This is a genomic window from Variovorax sp. GW822-FHT04E09 (genome assembly GCF_058800845.1).
Genome location: NZ_JBXAMR010000010.1, coordinates 1 through 23125, shown reverse-complemented (window position 1 = coordinate 23125; position 23125 = coordinate 1). Strand labels below are relative to the sequence as shown.

Below are 23125 nucleotides of genomic sequence, written 5' to 3'. Positions count from 1 at the left end.
TCGATGCGTCCTCCGTCCCTCGCCCCCTGGATCGGCTTCACCGCCGCGGCCCTTGCCATCGCCTTCGCGCCCACCGTGGCCGACGGCGGCCTGCTGCGCCTGCTCAGCGAGGTGCTGATCACGCTGGCCATGGCCCAGATGTGGAACCTGCTGGCCGGCTACACCGGGCTGGTGTCGATGGGCCACCAGGCCTTTGCCGGCATCGGCGCCTACCTGCTGTTCGTGGCCTCCGACCGGCTGGGCATCTCGCCCTACTGGATGGTGCCGGTGGCGGGCCTGGGCGGCGCGCTGCTGGCCGCGGTGGTGGCGCCGCTGATGTTCCGCCTGCGCGATGCCTACTTCTCGATCGGCATGTGGGTGCTGGCCGAGATCGTGCGCCTGCTGGTCGCCAAGTTTCCGCTGTTCGGCGGCGAGTCGGGCGTGCCGCTGCAGGCGGTGCGGCTGGTGGAGGCCGAGAGCTTCCAGCAGAACGCGTTCTGGATCTCGGGCGCCATCGGCCTGGCGGCGGTGGCCGGCGTGTACCTGCTGATGCGCTCGCCCTTCGGCCTGGGGCTGATGGCGGTGCGCGACAACGAGCTGGCCGCCACCAGCATCGGCGTGAACGTGTGGCGCAACCGCTTCATCGCCTTCGTGCTGTCGGGGCTGGGCTTCGGGCTGGCCGGCGGGGCGCACTTCATGGGCACGATGTTCGTCTCGCCCGACTCGGCCTTCGACATCAACTGGGTGGTGACGGCGATGTTCATCGTGATCATCGGCGGCATCGGCACCATCGAGGGGCCGCTGATCGGCACCGTCATCTACTTCGGGCTGCGCGAGCTGTTCAACACCTGGTTCGCGATGTCGGGCGGCTGGTACCTGATCGCGATGGGCTGCATCGCCATCGCTGTCATGCTGCTGGCACCGCGCGGCCTGTGGGGGCTGGCGCGCGAGCGCTGGGGCTGGCGCGGCCTGAGCGTGCAGCGCCATCCACCACCGCACGACGAAGCCTCGCTGCCCGCACCTCTTCCTCCCTCCACGCAAGGACGCACCGCATGAAGACCACCGCCTTCTTTCACGACGAACGCACCTTCTGGCACGTGCCCGGCGGGCTGCATGCCCTGTTCCTGCCGGTGGGCGGCTGGGTGCAGCCCATGGCCGGCAGCGGCATGGCCGAGTCGCCCGACTCCAAGCGGCGCATCAAGTCGCTGATGGACGTGTCGGGCCTGAGCGCGCAGCTCGACGTGCTGAGCGCGCCGATGACCAGCGAAGAAGACCTGCAGCGCGTGCACCCCGCCGGCTACCTGCAGAAGTTCAAGGCCGCCAGCGACGCCGGCGGCGGCGACCTGGGCGAGGTCGCGCCCTTCGGCCCGGGCAGCTACGAGATCGCGAAGCTCTCGAGCGGCCTGGCCATTGCGGCGATGGACAGCGTGCTGCAGGGCCGCCACCGCAACGCTTTTGCGCTCACGCGCCCGCCGGGCCACCACTGCCTGCGCGAGCACAGCATGGGTTTCTGCCTGTTCAACAACATCGCGGTCGCCATCGAGACCATGAAGGCGCGCCACGGCCTGGGCCGCGTGGCCGTGATCGACTGGGACGTGCACCACGGCAACGGCACGCAGGAGATCTTCTACGACCGCCCCGACGTGCTCACGCTGTCGCTGCACCAGGAGAACTGCTTCCCGCCCGGCTACAGCGGCGCCGAAGACCGCGGCACGGGCGCGGGGCTGGGCTTCAACGTCAACATCCCGCTGCAGCCGGGCGGCGGGCACGCGGCCTACATGCATGCCTTCGAGCGCATCGTGACGCCGGTGATCGACCGCTACCGGCCCGAGCTGATCGTGGTGGCGAGCGGGCTGGACGCCAACGGCGTCGATCCGCTGGCGCGCATGCAGCTGCACCCCGAGTCGTTCCGCCAGATGATGCGGCAGGTCAACGCGCTGGCCGCGAAGCACTGCGACGGGCGCGTGGTGGTGGTGCACGAGGGCGGCTACTCGGAAGCCTGCGTGCCCTTCTGCGGACTGGCGGTGGTGGAAGAACTGTCGGGCCACCGCACCGAGGTGGAAGACCCGTTCAGCGACTTCTTCGGGCTGCAGCAACCGTCGGCGCGCTTCGATGCGTTCCAGCGTGAATTGATTGGCGAGATGGCGGCGTTGCACGGGCTCTGAGACGGCGGCATGGACTAAGCTCGTCGCTGCCGGCCCGTGGCCGCGCGTCCTGCTTCAGAGTCCATGCCCCGCTTCATCAACCGCCGCACCGTCGTCGTTCTTTCTGCCCTCGTCCTCGTCGCCCTGCTCGGCCTGTGGGGCGCGAGCCGCTTCAACGTCAACCCGGCGCACGCACCCGGCGAAGTGATCGACCAGTTCGAGGGCGTGCCGGTGTACTACAACGGCGCCATCAACCACGTCGACGGGCGCAGCGTGGCGCCCGACGGCTACAACATCGGCCTGCGCTGGCAGTGCGTGGAGTTCGTCAAGCGCTACTACTACGAGCGGCACCAGCACCGCATGCCCGAGGCGCGCGGGCACGCCAAGGCCTTCTTCGACGCGGCCGTGGCCGATGGCGCGCTGAACGCGGCACGCAACCTGGTGCAGCACCGCAACGGCAGCGCGGTGGCGCCCGCCGTGGGCGACATCGTGGTGTTCGCGCCGTGGCTCTTCAATCCCTACGGCCACGTGGCGATCGTGTCGCGCGTGGACGCCGACGCGGTCGAGATCGTGCAGCAGAACCCCGGGCCCTTCGGCACCTCGCGCGAACGCCTGTCGCTGGCGCTCACCGCCGACGGGCGCACGCAGCTGGGCACCGAGCGCGTGCTCGGCTGGCTGCGGCTGCCCACCACTGCTGCTGCCTCCCCGAAACCCTGAATCGCGGTCTAATCACAGCCATGTGCCAATTGCTAGGGATGAACTGCAACACGCCGACCGACGTGACTTTCAGCTTCACGGGGTTCGCGCAGCGCGGTGGCCGCACCGACCACCATGCCGACGGCTGGGGCATCGCGTTCTTCGAGGACCGCGGGCTGCGCCACTTCGTCGACCACCAGCCGGCCTGCGAGTCGCCGGTGGCGGAGCTGATCCGGCGCTACCCGATTCAAAGCCGCAACGTCATCGCGCACATCCGCAAGGCGACGCAGGGCGAGGTCAACCTGCAGAACTGCCACCCCTTCGTGCGCGAGCTGTGGGGCCGCTACTGGGTGTTCGCCCACAACGGCGACCTGAAGGACTTCCGCCCGCGCCTGCACGGCAACTTCCACCCGGTGGGCAACACCGACAGCGAACACGCCTTCTGCTGGATCATGCAGGAGCTGGCCAAGTCGCACGCGGGCGTGCCCAGCGTCGAGGAGCTCACGCTCACGCTGCGCGAACTGGCGCCGCAGCTGGCGGCGCACGGCACCTTCAACTTCATGCTGTCGAACGGGCAGGCGCTGTGGGCGCATGCCTCCACCAACCTCTGGTACGTGGAGCGCCGCCACCCCTTCGTGACGGCGCAGTTGTCTGATGAAGACCTGGAGATCGACTTCGCCCAGCACACCACGCCCACCGACCGCGTGGCCGTGGTGGTGACGGCGCCGCTCACCACCAACGAGACCTGGACGCCCTTCGCCTCGGGCGAGTTGCATGTGTTCGTGGACGGCCAACGGATGCCGCGCTGAGGCCTGACATTCAGTCTTTTGGCTGACACTTTTTTGCAACAGCGCAAGAAAGTATCGATGAGTGAGTGCAAACAATGAACAATAACTGTTCTCATTTGCATCCGGTCGATCTTTCATGCCCGCTCCCCATTTCTTTCTCCGCCCGACCGTGGCCGCCTCGCTGCTGGCCCTTCACGCCCTGACGGCCCTGGCGCAGACACCGCCCGCCGAACCGGCGGCCCCCGCCAGCGGCACGCTGAGCACCGTCACCGTCGAAGCCAGCGCCGACGCCTCGGCCGAAGGCCTCACCAAGCCCTTCGCGGGCGGGCAGGTGGCGCGCGGCGGGCGCGTGGGCATCCTGGGCACCCAGGACATGATGGATTCGCCCTTCTCCAGCACCAGCTACACGCACGAGCTGATCCAGAACCAGCAGGCCAAAAGCGTGGCCGACGTGCTGCAGAACGACCCCTCGGTGCGCGTGGCGCGCGGCTTCGGCAACTTCCAGGAGTCGTACTTCATCCGCGGCTTCGTGGTGAATTCGGACGACATTGCCTACAACGGCCTGTACGGCCTGCTGCCGCGCCAGTACATCTCGTCGGAGCTGTTCGAGCGCGTCGAGGTGCTGCGCGGCGCGAGCGCCTTCTTGAACGGCGCCACGCCCACGGGCGGCGGCATCGGCGGCAACATCAATCTGCTGCCCAAGCGCGCGCCGAACGAGCCGCTGACGCAGGTCACGCTGGGCACGGCCAGCGGCTCGCAGAGCTATGTGTCGACCGACATCGCGCGCCGCTTCGGGCCCGACCAGAGCCTGGGCGTGCGCCTGAACGCGGCCCACCGCGACGGCGGCACCGGCGTGGACGCCGAGCAGGTCAAGCTCGACGTGGCCTCGGTCGGCTTCGACTGGCGCAGCCGCAACGCGCGCATCTCGGCGGACCTCGGCCACCAGGAACACCGGCTCACGCGCACGCGCCCGAACGTGACGCTCGGCACCGGCGTGACGCGCGTGCCGTCCGCGCCCGACAGCCAGCTCAACTACGCGCAGCCCTGGACCTACTCCAACGAGCGCGACACTTTCGGCTCGCTGCGCGGCGAGTACGACCTCACCGACAACGTCACGGCCTGGATCGCCGGCGGCGCGCGCAAGAGCCACGAAGGCAATGCGCTGGCCGGCCTCACGCTCACGAACAACCTCGGCATGGGCAACATGTCGCGCTTCGAGAACCAGCGCCAGGACAGCACCCGCACGGCCGAGGCCGGCGTGCGCGGCAAGTTCACGACCGGCCCGGTGAACCACACGGTGGTGGCCTCGTACTCGTACTACCAGCTCAAGGAGAAGAACGCCTACAAGTGGGACTTCTTCAACCCCCTGAAGACCCACCTGTACGCGCCCGTCGGCTACCCGATCCCGGCCTACACGGCGAGCGCGTTCCGCGGCAACGACATGGACAACCCCGCGCTGCTGACGCAGACGCGCCTGAGCAGCCTGGCGATCGGCGACACCCTGTCGTTCCTGGACGACCGCGCGCAGCTCACGCTCGGCGTGCGCCGCCAGAAGCTGGAAAGCACCGACTTCGCCTACGACACCGGCAAGCCCACCGCGTACGAGAAGAGCCGCACCAGCCCGATGGCCGGCTTCGTGTTCAAGCTGCAGCCGCAGGTGTCGCTGTACGCGAACTACATCGAGGGCCTGAGCAAGGGCGACACCGCGCCCACGGTGTCAACCGCCGGCGCCGTGCGCAACGCGGGCACGCAGCTCTCGCCCTATGTGTCCAAGCAGAAAGAGATCGGCATCAAGTTCGACGGCGGCCGCATCGGCGGCGGCCTGGCCTTCTTCACCACCGACAAGCCGCGCGCCCTCGTCAACAGCGCCGGCTACTACGTGGCCGAAGGCCGCGACCGCCACCAGGGCCTGGAGCTGACCGCGTTCGGCGAAGCGGCCAAGGGCGTGCGCCTGATGGGCGGCATCACCTTCCTGGACGCCAAGCAGCGCGCCACGGGCGACGCCACGACCGACGGCCGCCGCGTCATCGGCATCGCGAAGACGCAGGGCACCCTCGGCGTGGAATGGGACGTGCCGGGCGTGCGCGGCCTGTCGCTGGACGGCCGCGTGGTGGCCACGGGCCCGAGCTACGCCGACGCCGCCAACACGCTGCGCGTGCCCGGCTGGACGCGCTTCGATGTCGGCGCGCGCTACCTCACCGAGGTGGCCGGCAAGCTGGTGACGCTGCGCGCGCGCATCGACAACCTGACCAACCGCAATTACTGGGCCTCGGTGGGCGGCTACCCGAACAACGGCTACCTCGTGCTCGGCGCGCCGCGCACCTTCACGCTGTCGGCGTCGGTCGACTTCTGATCAGGCCGAGGCTAGGTGCGCCTCGAGCGCATCGATGAACATCTTCGGCACGTCGAAGCCGGTCTGTTCGGTGATCTCCTGAAAGCAGGTCGGGCTGGTCACGTTGATCTCGGTGACCGAGTCGCCGATCACGTCGAGCCCGATCAAGAGCAGGCCGCGCGGCGCCAGCACCTTGCCGATGGCTTCGGCGATCTCGCGGTTGCGCGCCGTGAGCGGCTGGGCCACGCCCTTGCCGCCGGCCGCGAGGTTGCCGCGCACCTCGGTGCCCTGCGGAATGCGCGCCAGCACGAAGGGCGCCGGCTCGCCCGCGATGATCAGGATGCGCTTGTCGCCCTGCGTCACCTCGGGCACGAAGCGCTGCACCATGATGGTTTCGGCGCCGTCCTTGTTGAGTGTCTCGACGATGGAGCCGAGGTTGAGCGCGTCCTGCTTCACGCGGAAGATGCCCATGCCGCCCATGCCGTCGAGCGGCTTGAGGATGATGTCGCCGTGCTCGGCATGGAAGTCGCGCACGGCCTGCGCGCTGCGCGTGACCAGCGTGGGCGTGACGAACTGCGGAAACTCCATGATCGCGAGCTTCTCGGGGTGGTCGCGCAGCGCGCGCGGCGAGTTGACCACCTTCGCGCCCTCGCGCTCGGCCTGCTGCAGCAGGTGCGTCGAGTAGATGTACTCGGCATCGAAGGGCGGGTCCTTGCGCATGAGCACGGCATCGAAGTCCTTCAGCGCCTTCGACTCGACGATGTCGACGCGGTACCAGTCCTTCGGGTCACCCGTCAGCGTGATCTGCTGCACCACCGCCGAGACGCGCCCGCCGGAGGTCCACTGGATGTCCTGCGGCAGGCAGGCCGCGATGCGGTGGCCGCGGCGCTGGGCCTCGCGCATCATCGAGAAGGTCGTGTCCTTGTAGATCTTGAAGTGATCGAGCGGGTCGGCGACGAAGAGGATGTTTTTCATCAGGCGTTCTTTCCGGCGCCGGGAGCGGCGGCTGTGGAGGGGTTTTCTGGCGGCATGTTGCCGGAAGCGGCGATGTCCTTGCCGGCGGGGGCTTTTTCAACAGGCACCTGCACCTGTGCACGACCGACCTGCTGCACCGCCAGCGCCACCGCGCCGGCCACCACGCCCCAGAAGGCGGAGCCGATGCCGGCCAGCGTCACGCCCGAGAGCGTGACCAGGAAGGTGATGAGCGCGGCCTCGCGGTGGGCCTCGTCGCGCACCGCCGCCGCCAGCCCGCCGCCGATGGTGCCCAGCAGCGCCAGCCCGGCGATGGCCGCGACCAGCTCTTTCGGGAAGGCCGTGAGCAGGCCCGTGACGGCCGCGCCGAACAGGCCGATCACCACATAGATGGCGCCGCAGCTCACGGCCGCCGTGTAGCGCCGCGCCGGGTCTTCGTGCGCCTCGCGGCCCATGCACATGGCGGCCGTGATGGCGCTCAGGTTGAGCGCGAAGGCGCCGAAGGGCGCAAGCACCAGCGTGGCAAGGCCGCTGATCGTGATGAGCTTGCTGACCGGCAGGTCGCTGTAGCCGCTGGCGCGGATCGCCGCCACGCCGGGCAGGTTCTGCGACGCCATGGTCACGACGAACAGCGGCAGCGCCAGGCTCACGATGGCCTGCCAGGTGAACACCGGCACCGTGAACACCGGCCAGGTGAGCGAGAGGTGCACGGCCGACCACGCCAGCTCGCCGCGCGCGGCCGTGAAGGCGATGGCCACCAGCAGCGTGAGCGGCACCGCGTAGCGCGGCAGCAGGCGCTTGCCCACGAGGTAGGTGGCGAGCATCAGCAGCACCAGCGGCAGCGCGGTCTGCGCCGCCGTGAAGGCCGAGATGCCGAAGCGCGCGAGCACGCCGGCCAGCAGCGCCGAGGCGATGGCCATCGGGATCTTGTTCATCACGCGCTCGAACCAGCCCGTGGCGCCCGCGAGCACGATCAGCACCGCGCAGACGATGAAGGCGCCCACCGCCTCGCCCATGCCGTAGCCCGCGCCGGCCACGGCCAGCACGGCCGCGCCGGGGGTGCTCCAGGCGATCATGACGGGCTTGCGCCACCACAGCGAGGGCAGCGCCGAAGCCAGCCCCATGCCGATGCCCAGCGCCCACATCCACGAGGCCGCCATCTCGGGCGTGGCGCCGAAGGCCTGGGCGGCCTGGAACACGATGGCCACCGAACTCGTGAAACCCACGAGCACGGCGACGAAGCCCGCGGTGAAGGCCGAAAGGCTCAGGTCCTTGAAGAATCGCATGCCGCGATTCTGCCCGCGACATCTCTTCGCCAGAAACACCGCGGAACCGGCTTTGCCGGGCCGCAGGTGTTGCCCCCGGTAGGGGGTTGGCGAAGCGACACGAAGTGCGCGTAGCCTGGGGGCGAGCCTAAATCTCGATCTTGGAGCCGAGCTCGACCACGGCGTTGTTCGGCAAGCCCAGGAAGGCCGCCGCGCCGCTCGCGTTGTGGTGCATCTGCGCGAACAGCTTCTCGCGCCAGGGCGCCATGCCGCTGCCCAGCGTGGGGATCACGACGTCGCGCGAGAGGAAGTAGCTGGTCGTCATCGGCTCGAGCTGGCAGCCGCGCATGCGTGCGTTGTCGAGCGCGCGCGGCAGGTCGATGTCGTTCTTGAAACCGTAGTGCACGATCACCTGCCAGCAGTGGTTGCCCAGCGCCTCGATCTCGATGCGCTTGTCCATCGGGATCCAGGGCACCTCGTGGTTGCGCACGGTGACGAACATGTTCTGCTCGTGCAGCACCTTGTTGTGCTTGAGGTTGTGCAGCAGCGCGTTGGGCACCACGCCCGGTTCGGCCGTGAGGAACACGGCCGTGCCGTCCACGCGCGCGGGCGGGCTCATGAACACCGAGCCGAGGAAGGACTTCAGGTCGATCGCGTCGGCGTGCTGCGCCTCGCCCATGAGGCGACGGCCTTCCTTCCAGGTGACCATCAGCGTGAACACGGCGCCGCCGATCAGGAGCGGGAACCAGCCGCCTTCGAACAGCTTGAGCAGGTTCGAGGCGAAGAACAGGAAGTCGACCACGAAGAAGATCGCGGTCGAGGCGATGCACAGCGCCAGCGGCAGCTTCCATGCGTAGCGGATCACGAAGAAGGTGAGGATCGTGGTGATCAGCATGTCGGTGGTCACGGCGATGCCGTAGGCCGCGGCCAGGCTGCTCGAGGTGCGGAACATCACGACCGCCATCACGATGGCGACGAACAGGCCCCAGTTGACCAGCGGGATGTAGATCTGGCCGGCCGTGCGCACGCTGGTGTGCTCGATGTTCAGGCGCGGCAGGTAGCCCAGCTGGATCACCTGGCGCGTGACGCTGAAGGCGCCGGTGATGAGGGCCTGCGAGGCGATCACCGTCGAGAGCGTGGCCAGCAGCACCAGCGGAATGAGGGCCCATTCAGGCGCCATCATGAAGAACGGGTTCTTCACGGCCTCGGGGTTCTCCAGCAGCAGCGCGCCCTGGCCCAGGTAGTTGAGCGTGAGCGCCGGCATGACGACCGAGAACCACGCGATGCGGATCGGCTTCTTGCCGAAGTGGCCCAGGTCGGCGTACAGCGCCTCGGCACCGGTCACGCACAGCACCATCGCGCCCAGCAGGATGAAGCTGGTGCCCGGGTTGTCCCAGATGAACTTCAGCGCATACCAGGGGCTCAGCGCCTTGATGATCTCGGGGTGGTGCGCGATCTGCCACACGCCCAGCACGGCGATGGCCGCGAACCATGCCAGCGTGACGGGGCCGAAGAACTTACCGATGCCCGCCGTGCCGCGCTTTTGCACCGCGAACAGGCAGAACAGCACGACCAGCGTGATCGGGATCACGTAGTGCTTGAAGTGCGGCGACACCACCTCCAGGCCCTCGACCGCCGAGAGCACCGAGATGGCCGGCGTGATCACGCCGTCGCCGTAGAACAGCGAGGTGCCGAAGATGCCGACGATCAGGAGCAGCTGGCGCAGCCTGGGCTTGTCGGCCACCGCCTGGGAGGCCAGCGCGAGCATCGCGACCAGGCCGCCCTCGCCTTCGTTGTCGGCGCGCAGCACGAGCACGACGTACTTGATGGAGACGATGACCGTGAGAGTCCAGAAGAACATCGACAGGATGCCGTAGACGTTCTCCACGGTGAACGGCACATGGCCGTGACCGAAGACTTCCTTGACCGCATAGAGAACGCTGGTGCCGATGTCGCCGTAGACGACGCCGATGGCGCCGACGATGAGGCCGGCAGAGATGTTTTTGGGGGCTGACACGGGGGTCGATGGGAAAAGGTTGGCTCGCAATGATCGACGCGTCAGTCACGCCGGGGTGCCGCGGCCGTGCCGCGCATCCCTCCGCCCTTTTGGTTCCGTTGCTGTGGGGCCGCTATTTTGCCGTTGCCCGCCGACGCCGCAACCCGCCCCCGCCGCTCATTCGTAGATTTCGGCGTCCGGGTCGGTCGCTTCCATCTCGTAACTGGCCGCGACCATGGCCAGGCGGCCCACCACGCCATACATGTAAAAACGGTTGGGGGCGCTGGCGCCGGGCTTGGCGCCCGGCTGCGGCAGCTGCGCGCTTTCCGAGAAGGCCAGCGGCACGTAGCTGGCGCCCGGCTGCTTGAGGTTCTCGTCGGCGGCGCGCTCGGCGTGCACGCGGTAGAAGCCGCCCACCACGTAGCGGTCCATCATGTAGACGACCGGCTCGGCCACGCCGTTGTGCACGCGCTCGTTGGTGAGCACGCCTTCCTGCACGATCAGCTCGGTGGGCTCGCGCAGGTCGCGCCCGGCGCTGGTCTTGGCGGGCGACGAGGTGGCAGTGCGCGACTTGCCGATCAGCGCCTCGACCTCCTTGGCGTCGCGCACGGTCACGACGCCGGGGCTTCCGCTGCCGCTGTGGCCGCCCTTGACGACCACGAAGGGCTTCTCGTTGATGCCGTATTCCTTGTACTTGCGGCGCACCTTGGTGAGCACCGCGTCGACATGGCTGGTGAGCACGTCGATGCCGCGGCCCTCGGCCACGTCGACGCCTTCGGCGCGCGCGTAGATCGGGTTGATGAGCCAGGGGTCGATGCCCAGCAGCTTGCCGAAGCGCTTGCACAGCTCTTCGTAGCTGTGCAGGTGGTTGCTCTTGCGGCGCACCGACCAGCCCGCGTGCAGCGGCGGCAGCAGGTACTGCTCGTGCAGGTCTTCGAGGATGCCTGGTGTTCCTGCAGAAAGCTCGTTGTTGAGCAAAATTGTGCAGGGATCGAAGTTCTTCAGGCCCAGGCGGCGCTTGGAGCGCACCACCGGTTCGAGCGTCACGGTCTCGCCGTTGGGCAGCTCGATCTTCTTGGGCGACTTGATGGCCGGATCGATCGAGCCGATGCGCACATTGAGGCCCGCCATGTGGAAAATGCGCACGAGTTGCGCGACGTTGGCGAGATAAAAGGTGTTTTTCGAGTGGTTTTCAGGAATGACGAGCAGGTTGCGCGCTTCCGGACAGATCTTCTCGATGGCCGCCTGCGCGGCCTGCACCGCCAGCGGCAGCATTTCCTTGGTGAGGTTGTTCCAGCCACCGGGGAACAGGTTGGTGTCGACCGGAGCCAGCTTGAAGCCCGCGTTGCGGATGTCGACGGCGCTGTAGAACGGCGGCGTGTGCTCCATCCACTCGAGGCGGAACCAGCGCTCGATGGCGGGCATCGAGTCGAGCACCCGCTGCTCCAGTTCGTTGATCGGGCCGGTCAGGGCAGTGACGAGATGCGGAACCATGCAGCGGCCTTGTTGGTTTTGTGCTTAAAGGTGGAGTGGAATTGTAGGATTTGGGGATGGCGCGCCCGATGACAAGCAGCCAAAGAGAACAAAGCACCCCAATCCACAACACACGTTGCAAGAACACCGCGGCACGGGCCTCGCCGCGCCGCCGGCCCGATGGCCCCGGCCCTTCGGACCCCGATTAACCGCGGACTTCGCCCTGCCCCAGCACCACGTACTTGAGCGAGGTCAGGCCTTCGATGCCGACCGGGCCGCGCGCGTGGAACTTGTCGGTGCTGATGCCGATTTCGGCGCCCAGCCCGTACTCGAAACCGTCCGCGAAGCGTGTGCTCGCATTCACCATAACGCTGGCCGAATCGACCTCGCGCAGGAAGCGTTGGGCGTTGATGTGGTCGCGCGTGACGATGGCGTCGGTGTGGTGGCTCGAGTAGCGGTTGATGTGCGCAATGGCCTCGTCCAGCCCCGCCACCACCTTGATGCTGATGACGGCGGCCAGGTACTCCTCGGACCAGTCGGACTCGACCGCATCGATCACCTTGGCCTGCGGATGGTGCGCCTCGCTGGCGCGCAGGATCGCGGCGGCGGCCGGGTCGCAGCGCATCTCGACGCCCTTGGCGGCGAAGATGGCGGCGATCTCGGGCAGGAAGTGGTCGGCCACCGAGGCCGCCACCAGCAGGCCTTCGGCGGCGTTGCAGGGGCTGTACTTCTGGGTCTTGGCGTTGTCGACGATGCGCAGCGCCATGTCGAACTCGGCCGTGTCGTCCACGTAGACGTGGCAGTTGCCGTCCAGGTGCTTGATGACCGGCACCTTGGCGTCGCGGCTGATGCGCTCGATCAGGCCCTTGCCGCCGCGCGGAATGATCACGTCGACGAATTCGGGCATGGCGATGAGCTGGCCCACGGCCTCGCGGTCGGTGGTCTGCACCAGCTGCACCGCATCGACCGGCAGGCCGGCTTCGGCCAGCGCGTCGGACACCAGGAGCGCCAGCGCCTTGTTCGAGTCGATGGCTTCCGAGCCGCCGCGCAGGATGGCCGCGTTGCCGCTCTTGATCGCCAGGCTCGCGGCCTCGATGGTCACGTTGGGACGGCTCTCGTAGATCATGCCGAAGACGCCGATCGGCACGCGCATCTGGCCCACGCGGATGCCGCTGGGCTGCTGCTTCATGCCGATGATCTCGCCGATCACGTCGGCCATGCCGGCCAGCTGCTCGCAGCCCTCGGCCACGGTCTCCAGGACCTTGGGCGTGAGCTTGAGCCGGTCGACCATCGGGGCCGACAGGCCGGCGGCCGTGGCACGGGCCAGGTCTTTCTCGTTGGCGACGGCCAGCGCGGGGCCGGCTTCGCGCAGGCGCCGGGCCAGCGCCTTCAGTGCTCTGTTTTTGGTAGCTGCATCCGCACGGGCCATGAGGAATGCAGCGGCTTTGGCTTGCAGACCGAGGGTCTGCATGTGCTCGCTGACGTTGAACGCGTTCATGACTGGCATTTTCCCACGCGGACCTTCGGCCCGGCTGACGCGGGCCTTTTAATGGCGATCGACGTCAGGCCCGGCGCGGCGCCGCGGCCGTGCTGCAGGCCCGGCACAGCATCAGCGCCAGCCGCTGCAGCGCCTGCCAGCCGCTGGCGGGCCAGTCGGGCTGCTTCAGGCCCTTGCAGATGCCGTCGACCAGATGGGCTGCGCGCAGCAGCCGGGTCAGCATGCGGTCGTCCAGGCGCGGCAGCACGCGCTCGAAGGCGCGCTCGCGCGGGCCCCAGATGCGGTTCTCGCGCAGCGCCATCGGCAGCGGGCGGCCGGCGGCCATGGCGTCCTTCACGCGCTTGAGGGCGCGGATGTCCTCGGCGATCGTGTAGTGCACCAGCACCTCGGCCTCGCCCTCGGCCTGCAGGCCGTCGAGCATGCGCGCCACGCGCTGCGGGTTGCCGGCCAGCACGGCCTCGGAGAGCTTGAACACGTCGTAGCGCGCCACGTTGTTGACCGCGCCCTCGACCTGCTCCCAGCTCAGTTCGCCCGCCGGGTGCAGCAGCGCGAGCTTCTGGATTTCCTGGTGCGCGGCGAGCAGGTTGCCTTCGACGCGGTCGGCAAAGAACTGCAGCGTGCGCTGGCCTTCGTCGCCGGGCATCACGCGCTGGTTCTGCAACCCCAGGCGCTGGGCGATCCATTGCGGCAGCGCGGCGCGCTCGATCGGGTCGACCTGGATGCTCACGCCGTTGTTCTCCAGCGCCGAGAACCAGGCGCCGGTGCGCGTGGCCTTGTCCAGGCGCGGCAGCATCACCAGCGTGAGCGTGCTGTCGTTGCCGGGCGCGCCCTCGGCCAGCTGCTGCAGGGCGACGCTGCCGTCCTTGCCGGGCTTGCCCGAAGGAATGCGGATCTCGACGATCTGCTTGTCGGCGAAGAGCGAAAGCGAGCCCCCGGCCGCCAGCACCGCGCTCCAGTCGAAGTGCGCGCCGGCCACGGTGTACGAGCTGCGCTCGGTGTGGCCCTGGGCGCGCGCGGCGGCGCGGATGGCGTCAGCCGCCTCCTGCGCGAGCAGCGGCTCGTCGCCGTGGATCGTGTAAAGCGGCTTCAGGCCCTTTTGCAGGTGGGCGCCGAGCTGGGCACTGGCAAGTTGCATTGAAAAAAGAACGGAAGCGACGCTTACAGGGACTGCACCGCCGCCAGCCGGCGCATCAGCTGCTGCGCGATGTCGGCCTGCATGTCGCGGAACAGCAGGTCGGCCTCGCCTTCCTTGGCCAGCGCGTTGGTTTCGTTGAAGCTCAGGTCGCGTGTCTGCGAGACCTCGGACGCGGGCAGCAATTCCTTGCCGCCCGGCGTGCGCAGGCTGAAGCGCACGCGCAGGCGCAGCTGCAATTCGCGCAGCAGGCCGGCGGAGTTGGTCGAGATCACGAAGCGGTCGCGGTCCTCGCCCAGCACGACCAGCACGGCGTCGGCGGTGCTGGCCTCTTCCTTGGGCACCAGCGTCACGTTGCCGGCCGCGCGCAACTCGCGCCGCAGCTGGTTGATGAGCGCCGTATTGCCTTCCAGCGACAGCGTCTTGAACGCGAAGTTCGGCGCCTTGCGCAGCGCGAAGCCGCAGCCGGACAGGGCCAGCGAAGCGCCTGCCACGCCGAGGCCCAGGAGAAAGCCGCGGCGCGGCTGCGAGGCATTGCGAATGTTCATGCGTCTGTCGTTTCCGTCGTTCTGCAGTGTCGGGTTCAGATGACCACGTTGACCAGGCGCCCGGGCACCACGATCACGCGCTTGGCCGGCGCGCCTTCGGCGAAGTTGACGAAATCGTCGCAGGCGAGTGCCAGCCGCTCGATCTCGTCCTTCGAAGCACCGGCCGGAACCAGCAGCTTGCCGCGCAGCTTGCCGTTGACCTGCAGCATGAGTTCGACCTCGTCCTGCGCCAGCGCGGCCACGTCGACCACGGGCCAGGGGGCGTCGAGCAGGTCGCCCGATGCCTTGTCGTAGCCGAGCTGCTGCCACAGCTGGTGCGCGATGTGCGGCGTGGCCGGGTACAGGCAGCGCAGCAGGATGCCGAAGCCCTCGCGCGCGGCGGCCGCGTCGCCCGCGCTGCCGTCGGACTTGAAGCCCTCGAGCGCGTTGAGCAGCTTCATCGCGCCCGACACCACCGTGTTGTATTGCATGCGCTGGTAGTCGTAGTCGATCTGGCGCAGCACGGTGTGCACCTCGCGGCGCAGGGCCTGGGCGGGCTTGCCGAAGCTCTGGCCGGCAAGCGCCACGGGCGCCACGTCGGCCTGGGCCACGCCGTAGTTCCACACGCGGCGCAGGAAGCGGTAGCTGCCCTCGACGGCCGCGTCGTTCCACTCGAGCGTGGCTTCGGGCGGCGCGGTGAACATGGTGTACAGGCGCGCGGTGTCGGCGCCGTACTTCTCGATCAGGTCCTGCGGGTCGACGCCGTTGCGCTCGCTCTTGCCCATCTTGCCCACGCCGCCGTACTCGACCTTGGTGCCGTCGGCCAGCGTGCCGCCGGTGATGCGGCCCTGCGCGTCGAGCACCGCCGTGACTTCGAGCGGCGGGAAGTAGTCCTTGCCGCCCTTCTCGTTGCGCTTGTAGAAGATGTGGTTGAGCACCATGCCCTGCGTGAGCAGCTTGGCGAAGGGCTCGTCGGCCTTCACCAGGCCCAGGTCGCGCATGACCTTGGTCCAGAAACGCGCGTACAGCAAGTGCAGGATCGCGTGCTCGATGCCGCCGATGTACTGGTCCATCGGCATCCAGTAGTCGGCGCCCTCGGCGACCATGGCCTTGTCGTTGGTCGGGTCGCAGTAGCGCATGAAGTACCACGACGAATCGACGAAGGTGTCCATCGTGTCGGTCTCGCGCCGCGCGGCCTTGCCGCACACGGGGCACACCACGCCGGCGTGGAAGCCTTCGTGCTTGGCCAGCGGGTTGCCCGAGCCGTCGGGCACGCAGTCGGTGGGCAGCACCACGGGCAGGTCCTTTTCGGGGACCGGCACCGCGCCGTGTTCTTCGCAATGGATGATCGGGATCGGCGTGCCCCAGTAGCGCTGGCGGCTCACGCCCCAGTCGCGCAGGCGCCAGGTGGTCTGCAGCTCGCCCAGGTCCTTCTGGCCCAGCGCATGCGCCACGGCGGCCACGGCCTCCTTGTAGGTCATGCCGCTGAAGTTGTCGGAGTTGATGGTCACGCCGCGCTGCTTGTCGCCGTACCAGTCCTGCCACTTGTGATAGTCGAAGTGCGGCTCGTCGTCGACCAGCACGACCTGGATGATCTCGATGCCGTACTTGTTGGCGAAGGCGAAGTCGCGCTCGTCGTGCGCGGGCACGCCCATCACGGCGCCGTCGCCGTAGCCGATGAGCACGTAATTGCCCACCCAGACCGGCACCTGCTCCTCGGTGATCGGGTGCTTGACCGTGAGGCCCGTGGGCACGCCCTTCTTCTCCTGCGTGGCCAGCTCGGCCTCGGTCGTGCCGCCACCCTTGCATTCCTCGATGAAGGCCGCGACCTTCGGATCGAGCGTGGCGGCGTGCGCGGCCAGCGGATGCTCGGGCGCGACGGCGCAGAAGGTGACGCCCATGATGGTGTCGGCGCGCGTGGTGAACACGTACATGCGGCCGTCCTGGATGAGCTTGCCGCTCGCGTCACGGATGTCATGCGTGAAGGCGAAGCGCAGGCCCTCGCTCTTGCCGATCCAGTTTTCCTGCATCAGCTTGACGCGCTCGGGCCAGCCCGGCAGCTTGTGCTGGGTGTGCTCGAGCAGTTCTTCGGCGTAATCGCTGATCTTCAGGTAGTAGCCGGGGATCTCGCGGCGCTCGACGGTCGCGCCGGTGCGCCAGCCCTTGCCGTCGATCACCTGCTCGTTGGCCAGCACGGTCTGGTCGACCGGGTCCCAGTTGACCACCTGGGTCTTGCGGTAGGCGATGCCCTTTTCGAGCATCTTCAGGAACAGCCACTGGTTCCACTTGTAGTAGCTCGGATCGCAGGTGGCGATCTCGCGGCTCCAGTCGATCGCCAGGCCCATGGCCTGGAGCTGGCCCTTCATGTAGGCGATGTTCTCGTAGGTCCACTTGGCCGGCGGCACGCCGTTCTTCAGCGCCGCGTTCTCGGCCGGCAGACCGAAGGCGTCCCAGCCCATGGGCATCAGCACGTTGTAGCCGCTCATGCGCAGGTAGCGCGTGAGCATGTCGTTGATCGTGTAGTTGCGCACGTGGCCCATGTGCAGCTTGCCGCTGGGGTACGGCAGCATCGAGCAGGCGTAGTACTTCTTGCGGCTCGCGTCCTCGGTGACACGGTAGACATCGGCGGCGCGCCATTGCGCCTGGGCAGCGGACTCGACGTCGCTGGGTTTGTAGCTGGGGTTCATGACATCTCGGCAGGGCCCGGCTCGACGGCGGCCGGGAAGGCGGATTATCGCGCCGTGCGTGATCGTCCCCCGGGCCCCATGCCGGAATCAGGCCCTTTCCTGCGGCGGCGGGGCGGGCGTCCACTCGTCGCCGAACAGTTCCGGCTCGCTGTAGGCCTCCAGATTCGCCCAGTGGTGGGCCGCGTCTTCCCGGTAGAACAGGCTGGCAAGCCCCGCCGCCAGGCGCCGTGCGCCGTCGCTGATGGCGGGAATGTCGCCCGACACCGTGCCGTGCGACAGCGCCGCCGGGTAGCAGAAGCAGTGGATGCGGTCCAGACCCGGGCAGGCGCCGAGCGCGTTTTCCTGGAATTCGAAGGCCGGCCCGAGGTCGGGCGAATCGGCCAGTTCGCGGTCCTCGTCGCCGGGCGCGGGCGTGAAGCGGTCTTTCCAGGTACGAATGTGCGCGGAAATGCCCGCGAATTCGGGGCGGGCGGCCCAGTCGACCTGGAAACCGGTCGACACGATCAGGAAGTCGAATTCGAAATCGCCCTTGGGCGTGGCCACGCGCAGCGCCTCGCCCTGCGGCGCCACGGCCAGGATGGGGCAGCCGAAGTTGAAGAAGGCGTTGGCGTGCCGCGACACCCGCAGCGTGCTGCCGTGCGGCGGCGGCACGTTCAGCACGTTGATGTAGTGGCGGATGCGCCATTTCAGCTCGTCAGGCAGGTCGTAGTGCCCCTGCGTGAGCCCCGGCACGCCGGCGCCCTTGCCCTTGTTGACGCGCGGCAGGTCGGGCCGGCGGATCAGCAGCTCGACGCTGTGCGCGCCGGCTTCGAGCGCGGTGGCGGCGCTGTCCATGGCCGAGGAGCCCGCGCCGACCACGCCCACGCGCAGGCCCTTCAGGCGGCCGTAGTCCATCTCGTCGGAGGAATGCGCCCACTTGGCACGCGGCAGGCCGTCGACAAAGGCGGGCACGGCCGGGCCGCCCAGGCCGTCGCGGCCGGTGGCCAGCACGACGCGGCGCGCCAGCACGCGGCGCTCGCCCTCGGGCGTGCGCAGGTCCAGGCGCACGGCGCTGGCGTCGGGCAACGGTTGCAAGCCAGTCACAGCGGTGTCGTTGCGCACGTCCACGCCCATCACGCGTCGGTACCAGACCAGGTAGTCCATCCACTGCAGGCGCGGGATCTTGTCCAGCGCGGCCCAGGCCTCGGTGCCGAACTGGGCCTCGAACCAGGCGCGGAAGGTCAGCGAGGGCAGCCCCAGCGCCGGGCCCGTGAGCTCCTTGGGCGAGCGCAGGGTTTCCATGCGCGCCGTGGTGGCCCAGGGGCCTTCGCGCCCGGCCGGGGCGCGGTCGAAGACCACGGCGCGGATGCCCTGCTGCGCCAGCGCGCTCGCCGCGGCCAGCCCGGCCTGGCCGCCGCCGATGATGGCCACGTCGAGCACGGGTTCGCCGTCGACCTGGCGCGGTGGCACCCAGACGCGGGCGGGCCAGCCGAGGTAGTCGAGGTCCTGAGCGAGCCGGCGTTCGAGCGCGGCAAGGCCGATGGGTGGGGCAGAGGGGGAGAAAGCGGTGTCGTCGGTGGTCATCGGTCGGGGGTCGGGGCGGCAGCGCCCCGCCCTGCTGAATTTACCCACTTCCGCGCGGCGCCCGCCTGCCACAGCGTACCGCTGGCCCGGATTTCGCATGCCACAATGAATTTCGACCACAGGGGCAGGCATGAGCGGCAGCAACGGCGAATGGTGGCGGGGCGCGGTGATCTACCAGATCTACCCGCGCAGCTTCATGGACAGCAACGGCGACGGCGTCGGCGACCTGCCCGGCATCACGTCGAAGCTCGACCACGTCGCCCGCCTGGGCGTCGACGCGGTCTGGGTCTCGCCCTTCTTCCGCTCCCCCATGAAGGACTTCGGCTACGACGTGGCCGACTACCGCGCCGTCGATCCGCTGTTCGGCACGCTGGACGACTTCGACGCGATGCGCGCACGCATGCACGCGCTGGGCCTGAAGCTCATCATCGACCAGGTGCTCTCGCACACCTCCGACCAGCACGCCTGGTTCGCCGAAAGCCGCAGCTCGCGCGACAACCCCAAGGCCGACTGGTACGTCTGGGCCGATCCCCAGCCCGACGGCACGCCGCCCACCAACTGGCTCTCGGTCTTCGGCGGCTCGGCCTGGCAGTGGGACTCGCGCCGCCGGCAGTACTACCTGCACAGCTTCCTGGCCGAGCAGCCCGATCTCAACTTCCATTGCGCCGAAGTCCAGGACGCCCTGCTCGGCGAGGTGCGCTTCTGGTGCGAGCGCGGCGTGGACGGCTTCCGCTTCGACGCCTGCAACCACCAGTTCCACGACGCGCTGCTGCGCGACAACCCGCCCGCCACGGTCGAATCGATGGGCGAGGTCAGCACCGTGCGCGCCGACAACCCGTATGCGATGCAGGTCCACCTGTACGACAAGAGCCAGCCCGAGAACCTCGTGTTCCTGGAGCGCCTGCGCCGGCTGCTCGACGGCTACGGCGCGGTCGCGCTGGGCGAGGTCGGCGACGAGAACGCGCCCCCGGTCATGGCGCAGTACACCGAACTCGGCAAGCGCCTGCACCTGGCCTACAGCTTCAGCCTGCTCACGGCCGACCACCGCCCGAAGCACCTGCGCCACCAGGTCGAATCGCTCGACGCCGCACTGGCCGTGACGGGCGGCTGGGGCTGCTGGGCGGTGTCGAACCACGACGTGCCGCGCGTCGCCACGCGCTGGAGCGATGGCCAGGCGCCCGACACGCGCCGCGACCGGCTCTGGCTCGCGCTGCTGCTGGCGTTGCGCGGCAGCGCCAGCCTCTACCAGGGCGAAGAGCTCGGCCTGCCCGAGGCCGACGTGCCCTTCGAACTTCTGCAAGACCCCTACGGCCGCGCCTTCTGGCCCGAGTTCAAGGGCCGCGACGGCTGCCGCACGCCGATGCCCTGGACCGCCGATGCGCCCAACGCCGGCTTCAGCACCGGCACGCCCTGGCTGCCGGTGGACGGCGCGCACCTGCCGCTGGCCGTCGACCAGCAGGAGGCCGACCCCGGCTCGATGCTCGCCTTCAGCCGCGCGCTGCTGCACTGGCGGCGCACCCAGCCGCTGCTGCGCACGGGCGCGCTGGCGTTCGTCGATGCGCCCGCGCCGCTGCTGCACATCGTGCGAAGCGACGGGGAGGCGGTGCTGCACGCGATCTTCAATACAGGAATCGAACCTGTCGCGCTTCCCTTGCCCGCGCCGCTGGTGCCGCTGACAGGCCACCCGCTCGCGCCGACCGCGACCGTCACCGCCGGTCCAAAGCCCCTGCTGACATTGGCGCCTTATGGCGTGTTCTTCGGCACGCCTGCCGAAGCAGGAGGACGCTGAACCCCATGCCCCCTTCTCCTTTCCTCCTCCCGGCCGACATCCAGGCGCTGATGCGCGCCGAGCACGGCGATCCGTTCGCCGTGCTCGGCCCTCACGAGACCGCCGACGGCCTCGAGGTGCGCGCGCTGATGCCCGGCGCGCGGCAGGTGGCCGTGGTGCATTCGCGCACCGGCTGGCCGCTGTCGATCCTTGCGCGGCACGAGGGCTCCGACCTGTTCAGCGGCCTCGTGCCCGCGGCCGAGGCGCGCATGGGCTACTCGTTCCAGGTCGACTGGGAGACCGGGCACGCCTCGCGGCTCGAAGACCCCTACCGTTTTCCCTTCGTGCTCGGCGAGACCGACGTGTGGCTGCTGGCCGAGGGCACGCACCTGCGGCCGTGGGAGCGGCTGGGCGCGCACCTGCGCGAGATCGACGGCGTGAAGGGCGTGGCCTTTGCCGTGTGGGCGCCGAATGCGCGGCGCGTGTCGGTGGTCGGCGACTTCAACAACTGGGACGGCCGACGCCACATGATGCGGCTGCGCCGCGAGTGCGGCGTGTGGGAGATCTTCGCGCCGCACGTGGCGACCGGCGACAGCTACGAGTTCGAGATCCTGTCGTCGCGCGGCGAGGTGCTGCGCAAGGCCGACCCCTTCGCGTTCTCGTCACAGCTGCGCCCCGGCACCGCCTGCGTCGTGGCGCCGCTGCCCGCGCCCGTGCCGATGCCCGCCGGGCGCGCCGAGGCCAACGCGCACCAGGCGCCGATCAGCATTTATGAAGTGCACCTGGGCTCGTGGCGCCGCAAGCACCATGGGCAGGAATGGCTGGACTACCGCGAGCTGGCCGACACGCTCGTGCCCTATGTGCGCGACATGGGCTTCACGCACATCGAGCTGCTGCCCATCACCGAGCACCCCTTCGACGGCTCGTGGGGCTACCAGCCCATCGGCCTGTATGCGCCGACCTCGCGCTTCGGCACGCCCGGCGACTTCCGCCATTTCGTCGAAGCCGCGCATGTCGCGGGGCTCGGCGTGATCCTCGACTGGGTGCCCGCGCACTTTCCGACCGACGCGCATGGTTTGGGCAACTTCGACGGCACCGCGCTGTACGAGTACGCCGATCCGCGCGAGGGTTTCCACAACGACTGGCAGACGCTGATCTTCAACTACGCCCGCACGGAGGTGCGCAACTACCTCGTGGGCAATGCGCTGTACTGGCTGGAGCGCTACGGCGTGGACGGCCTGCGCGTGGATGCGGTGGCCTCGATGCTGTACCGCGACTACAGCCGCAAGGCCGGCGAGTGGGTGCCGAATGCGCAGGGCGGGCGCGAGAACCTGGAGGCCATCGACTTTCTTCGCCGCATGAACCGCGTGGTGGGCGTGGAGCGTCCGGGGGCTGTGACCATCGCGGAAGAGTCGACGAGCTTTCCCGGTGTGACGCAGCCGCCGGAAGACGGCGGGCTGGGGTTTCACTACAAGTGGAACATGGGGTGGATGAACGACACGCTGGCGTATGCGGGGACCGATCCGGTCTACCGCAAGCACCATCACCAGCAGATCACCTTCGGGCTGATGTACGCGCACAGCGAGAACTTCGTGTTGCCGCTGTCGCATGACGAAGTGGTGCACGGCAAGGGGTCGATGATCGGGCGCATGCCCGGCGATGAATGGCAGAAGTTCGCGGGGTTGCGCAACCTGTATGGGTACCTGTGGGCTTATCCGGGGAAGAAGCTGCTGTTCATGGGCGGGGAGTTTGCGCAGTACGCGGAGTGGAATGCGGATCGCGGGCTGGACTGGCACTTGCTCGAACATGCGGGGCATCAAGGGGTGCGGCGGTTGGTGCGCGATCTGAACAACGTGTATCGGCACTTTCCTGCTTTGCATGAGCTGGACCACGAGGGGGCTGGGTTCGAGTGGTTGGTGCATGACGATGTGGCGCAGTCGGTGTTTGCGTTTGTTCGGCGGGCTCGGGATGGGGGGGTTGTTGTGGTGGTTTGCAACTTCACGCCTGTGCCTCGGCATGACTATCGGTTGGGGGTGCCTGTGGCTGGCTCGTATCGGGAGGTCATCAATACGGATGGGGTTGTGTATGGGGGGAGTGGGGTTGGGAACGGGGTTGTCGAGAGTTCTCCGGTGGGGTGGCATGGGAAGGCGGATTCTGTTGTTGTCAGCTTGCCGCCGCTCGCTACTTTGATGTGGGTGGTGGCTTGAAACGCTCTGGGCTGGTTTTTGTTCCGGGGCCGGGTCTCGGCCCGGCGGCCGACCTACTTTTCTTTGCTTCGCCAAAGAAACGTAGGCAAAAGAAAGGC

The 23125-nt window shown here is 68.5% G+C and carries 16 protein-coding genes; 7 read left to right on the top strand and 9 right to left on the bottom strand.

The genetic code is table 11. The annotated features are described in order from the left end of the window. The first annotated feature begins 3 nt into the window (after positions 1–3). The 5 genes from AC1RL8_RS28495 (at position 4) to AC1RL8_RS28475 (ending at position 5960) form a co-directional block, all read left to right on the top strand. Positions 4–1035, top strand: coding sequence for a branched-chain amino acid ABC transporter permease (locus AC1RL8_RS28495; protein WP_492686695.1), 1032 nt, complete (start codon positions 4–6; stop codon positions 1033–1035). Next, complete coding sequence (locus AC1RL8_RS28490) at positions 1032–2144, top strand: class II histone deacetylase (RefSeq protein ID WP_492686694.1); 1113 nt, start codon at positions 1032–1034, stop codon at positions 2142–2144. Before AC1RL8_RS28495 ends, AC1RL8_RS28490 begins: the two co-directional genes overlap by 4 nt. Before the next feature lie 63 nt (positions 2145–2207). After that, positions 2208–2840 (top strand): CHAP domain-containing protein, encoded by a 633-nt coding sequence (locus AC1RL8_RS28485; RefSeq protein ID WP_492686693.1) that lies wholly within the window; start codon positions 2208–2210, stop codon positions 2838–2840. Between the two features lie 20 nt (positions 2841–2860). Next, complete coding sequence (locus AC1RL8_RS28480) at positions 2861–3628, top strand: class II glutamine amidotransferase (RefSeq protein WP_062477710.1); 768 nt, start codon at positions 2861–2863, stop codon at positions 3626–3628. A gap of 115 nt (positions 3629–3743) precedes the next feature. Further along, positions 3744–5960, top strand: a complete 2217-nt coding sequence (locus AC1RL8_RS28475) for a TonB-dependent receptor (RefSeq protein WP_492686692.1) — start codon at positions 3744–3746, stop codon at positions 5958–5960. Here AC1RL8_RS28475 and gshB read toward each other — a convergent pair whose 3' ends face one another. The 9 genes from gshB to AC1RL8_RS28430 form a co-directional block, all read right to left on the bottom strand. Then, the gene (gene gshB, locus AC1RL8_RS28470; RefSeq protein ID WP_095743317.1) at positions 5961–6914 is read right to left on the bottom strand and encodes a glutathione synthase; all 954 of its coding nucleotides are present in this window, start codon (positions 6912–6914) and stop codon (positions 5961–5963) included. Further along, entirely contained in the window at positions 6914–8197 is a 1284-nt protein-coding gene (locus tag AC1RL8_RS28465) for a benzoate/H(+) symporter BenE family transporter (protein ID WP_492686691.1), read from the bottom strand. Before AC1RL8_RS28465 ends, gshB begins: the two co-directional genes overlap by 1 nt. Before the next feature lie 127 nt (positions 8198–8324). Next, the gene (locus AC1RL8_RS28460) at positions 8325–10193 is read right to left on the bottom strand and encodes a potassium transporter Kup (protein ID WP_062477721.1); all 1869 of its coding nucleotides are present in this window, start codon (positions 10191–10193) and stop codon (positions 8325–8327) included. Between the two features lie 156 nt (positions 10194–10349). Next, positions 10350–11666, bottom strand: coding sequence for a glutamate--cysteine ligase (gene gshA / locus AC1RL8_RS28455; protein ID WP_062477724.1), 1317 nt, complete (start codon positions 11664–11666; stop codon positions 10350–10352). 184 nt (positions 11667–11850) lie between these two features. Further along, positions 11851–13143 (bottom strand): glutamate-5-semialdehyde dehydrogenase, encoded by a 1293-nt coding sequence (locus tag AC1RL8_RS28450; RefSeq protein WP_492686690.1) that lies wholly within the window; start codon positions 13141–13143, stop codon positions 11851–11853. Between the two features lie 64 nt (positions 13144–13207). Continuing rightward, a complete protein-coding gene (holA, locus tag AC1RL8_RS28445) occupies positions 13208–14278 on the bottom strand; it encodes a DNA polymerase III subunit delta (RefSeq protein WP_062477727.1) in 1071 nt (356 codons plus the stop codon). A 23-nt stretch (positions 14279–14301) separates the two neighbouring features. Next, positions 14302–14823, bottom strand: coding sequence for an LPS-assembly lipoprotein LptE (locus tag AC1RL8_RS28440; RefSeq protein WP_062477729.1), 522 nt, complete (start codon positions 14821–14823; stop codon positions 14302–14304). A 35-nt stretch (positions 14824–14858) separates the two neighbouring features. After that, entirely contained in the window at positions 14859–17489 is a 2631-nt protein-coding gene (leuS, locus tag AC1RL8_RS28435; protein ID WP_095949735.1) for a leucine--tRNA ligase, read from the bottom strand. Positions 17490–17576: 87 nt separating this feature from the next. Next, the gene (locus tag AC1RL8_RS28430; RefSeq protein ID WP_492686689.1) at positions 17577–19052 is read right to left on the bottom strand and encodes an FAD-dependent oxidoreductase; all 1476 of its coding nucleotides are present in this window, start codon (positions 19050–19052) and stop codon (positions 17577–17579) included. Between the two features lie 130 nt (positions 19053–19182). Between AC1RL8_RS28430 and AC1RL8_RS28425 the strand changes: the two genes are divergently transcribed. Both AC1RL8_RS28425 and glgB read left to right on the top strand, forming a co-directional pair. Next, positions 19183–20841 carry an alpha-amylase family glycosyl hydrolase gene (locus AC1RL8_RS28425; RefSeq protein WP_492686688.1) on the top strand — a complete coding sequence of 553 codons (1659 nt, stop codon included), beginning with the start codon at positions 19183–19185 and terminating at the stop codon, positions 20839–20841. Between the two features lie 5 nt (positions 20842–20846). Beyond that, positions 20847–23027: a 1,4-alpha-glucan branching protein GlgB gene (glgB, locus tag AC1RL8_RS28420; protein ID WP_492686687.1), complete on the top strand. Its 2181-nt coding sequence runs from the start codon at positions 20847–20849 to the stop codon at positions 23025–23027. The last annotated feature ends 98 nt before the right edge of the window (positions 23028–23125 follow it).

Excerpts from the sequence above, each read along its gene's own strand:
- AC1RL8_RS28495 (WP_492686695.1), top strand. The coding sequence starts at position 4 with ATGCGTCCTCCGTCCCTCGCCCCCTGGATCGGCTTCACCGCCGCGGCC.
- AC1RL8_RS28490 (WP_492686694.1), top strand. The coding sequence starts at position 1,032 with ATGAAGACCACCGCCTTCTTTCACGACGAACGCACCTTCTGGCACGTG.
- AC1RL8_RS28485 (WP_492686693.1), top strand. The coding sequence starts at position 2,208 with ATGCCCCGCTTCATCAACCGCCGCACCGTCGTCGTTCTTTCTGCCCTC.
- AC1RL8_RS28480 (WP_062477710.1), top strand. The coding sequence starts at position 2,861 with ATGTGCCAATTGCTAGGGATGAACTGCAACACGCCGACCGACGTGACT.
- AC1RL8_RS28475 (WP_492686692.1), top strand. The coding sequence starts at position 3,744 with ATGCCCGCTCCCCATTTCTTTCTCCGCCCGACCGTGGCCGCCTCGCTG.
- gshB (WP_095743317.1), bottom strand. The coding sequence starts at position 6,914 with ATGAAAAACATCCTCTTCGTCGCCGACCCGCTCGATCACTTCAAGATC.
- AC1RL8_RS28465 (WP_492686691.1), bottom strand. The coding sequence starts at position 8,197 with ATGCGATTCTTCAAGGACCTGAGCCTTTCGGCCTTCACCGCGGGCTTC.
- gshA (WP_062477724.1), bottom strand. The coding sequence starts at position 11,666 with ATGGTTCCGCATCTCGTCACTGCCCTGACCGGCCCGATCAACGAACTG.
- AC1RL8_RS28450 (WP_492686690.1), bottom strand. The coding sequence starts at position 13,143 with ATGAACGCGTTCAACGTCAGCGAGCACATGCAGACCCTCGGTCTGCAA.
- holA (WP_062477727.1), bottom strand. The coding sequence starts at position 14,278 with ATGCAACTTGCCAGTGCCCAGCTCGGCGCCCACCTGCAAAAGGGCCTG.
- AC1RL8_RS28440 (WP_062477729.1), bottom strand. The coding sequence starts at position 14,823 with ATGAACATTCGCAATGCCTCGCAGCCGCGCCGCGGCTTTCTCCTGGGC.
- leuS (WP_095949735.1), bottom strand. The coding sequence starts at position 17,489 with ATGAACCCCAGCTACAAACCCAGCGACGTCGAGTCCGCTGCCCAGGCG.
- AC1RL8_RS28430 (WP_492686689.1), bottom strand. The coding sequence starts at position 19,052 with ATGACCACCGACGACACCGCTTTCTCCCCCTCTGCCCCACCCATCGGC.
- AC1RL8_RS28425 (WP_492686688.1), top strand. The coding sequence starts at position 19,183 with ATGAGCGGCAGCAACGGCGAATGGTGGCGGGGCGCGGTGATCTACCAG.
- glgB (WP_492686687.1), top strand. The coding sequence starts at position 20,847 with ATGCCCCCTTCTCCTTTCCTCCTCCCGGCCGACATCCAGGCGCTGATG.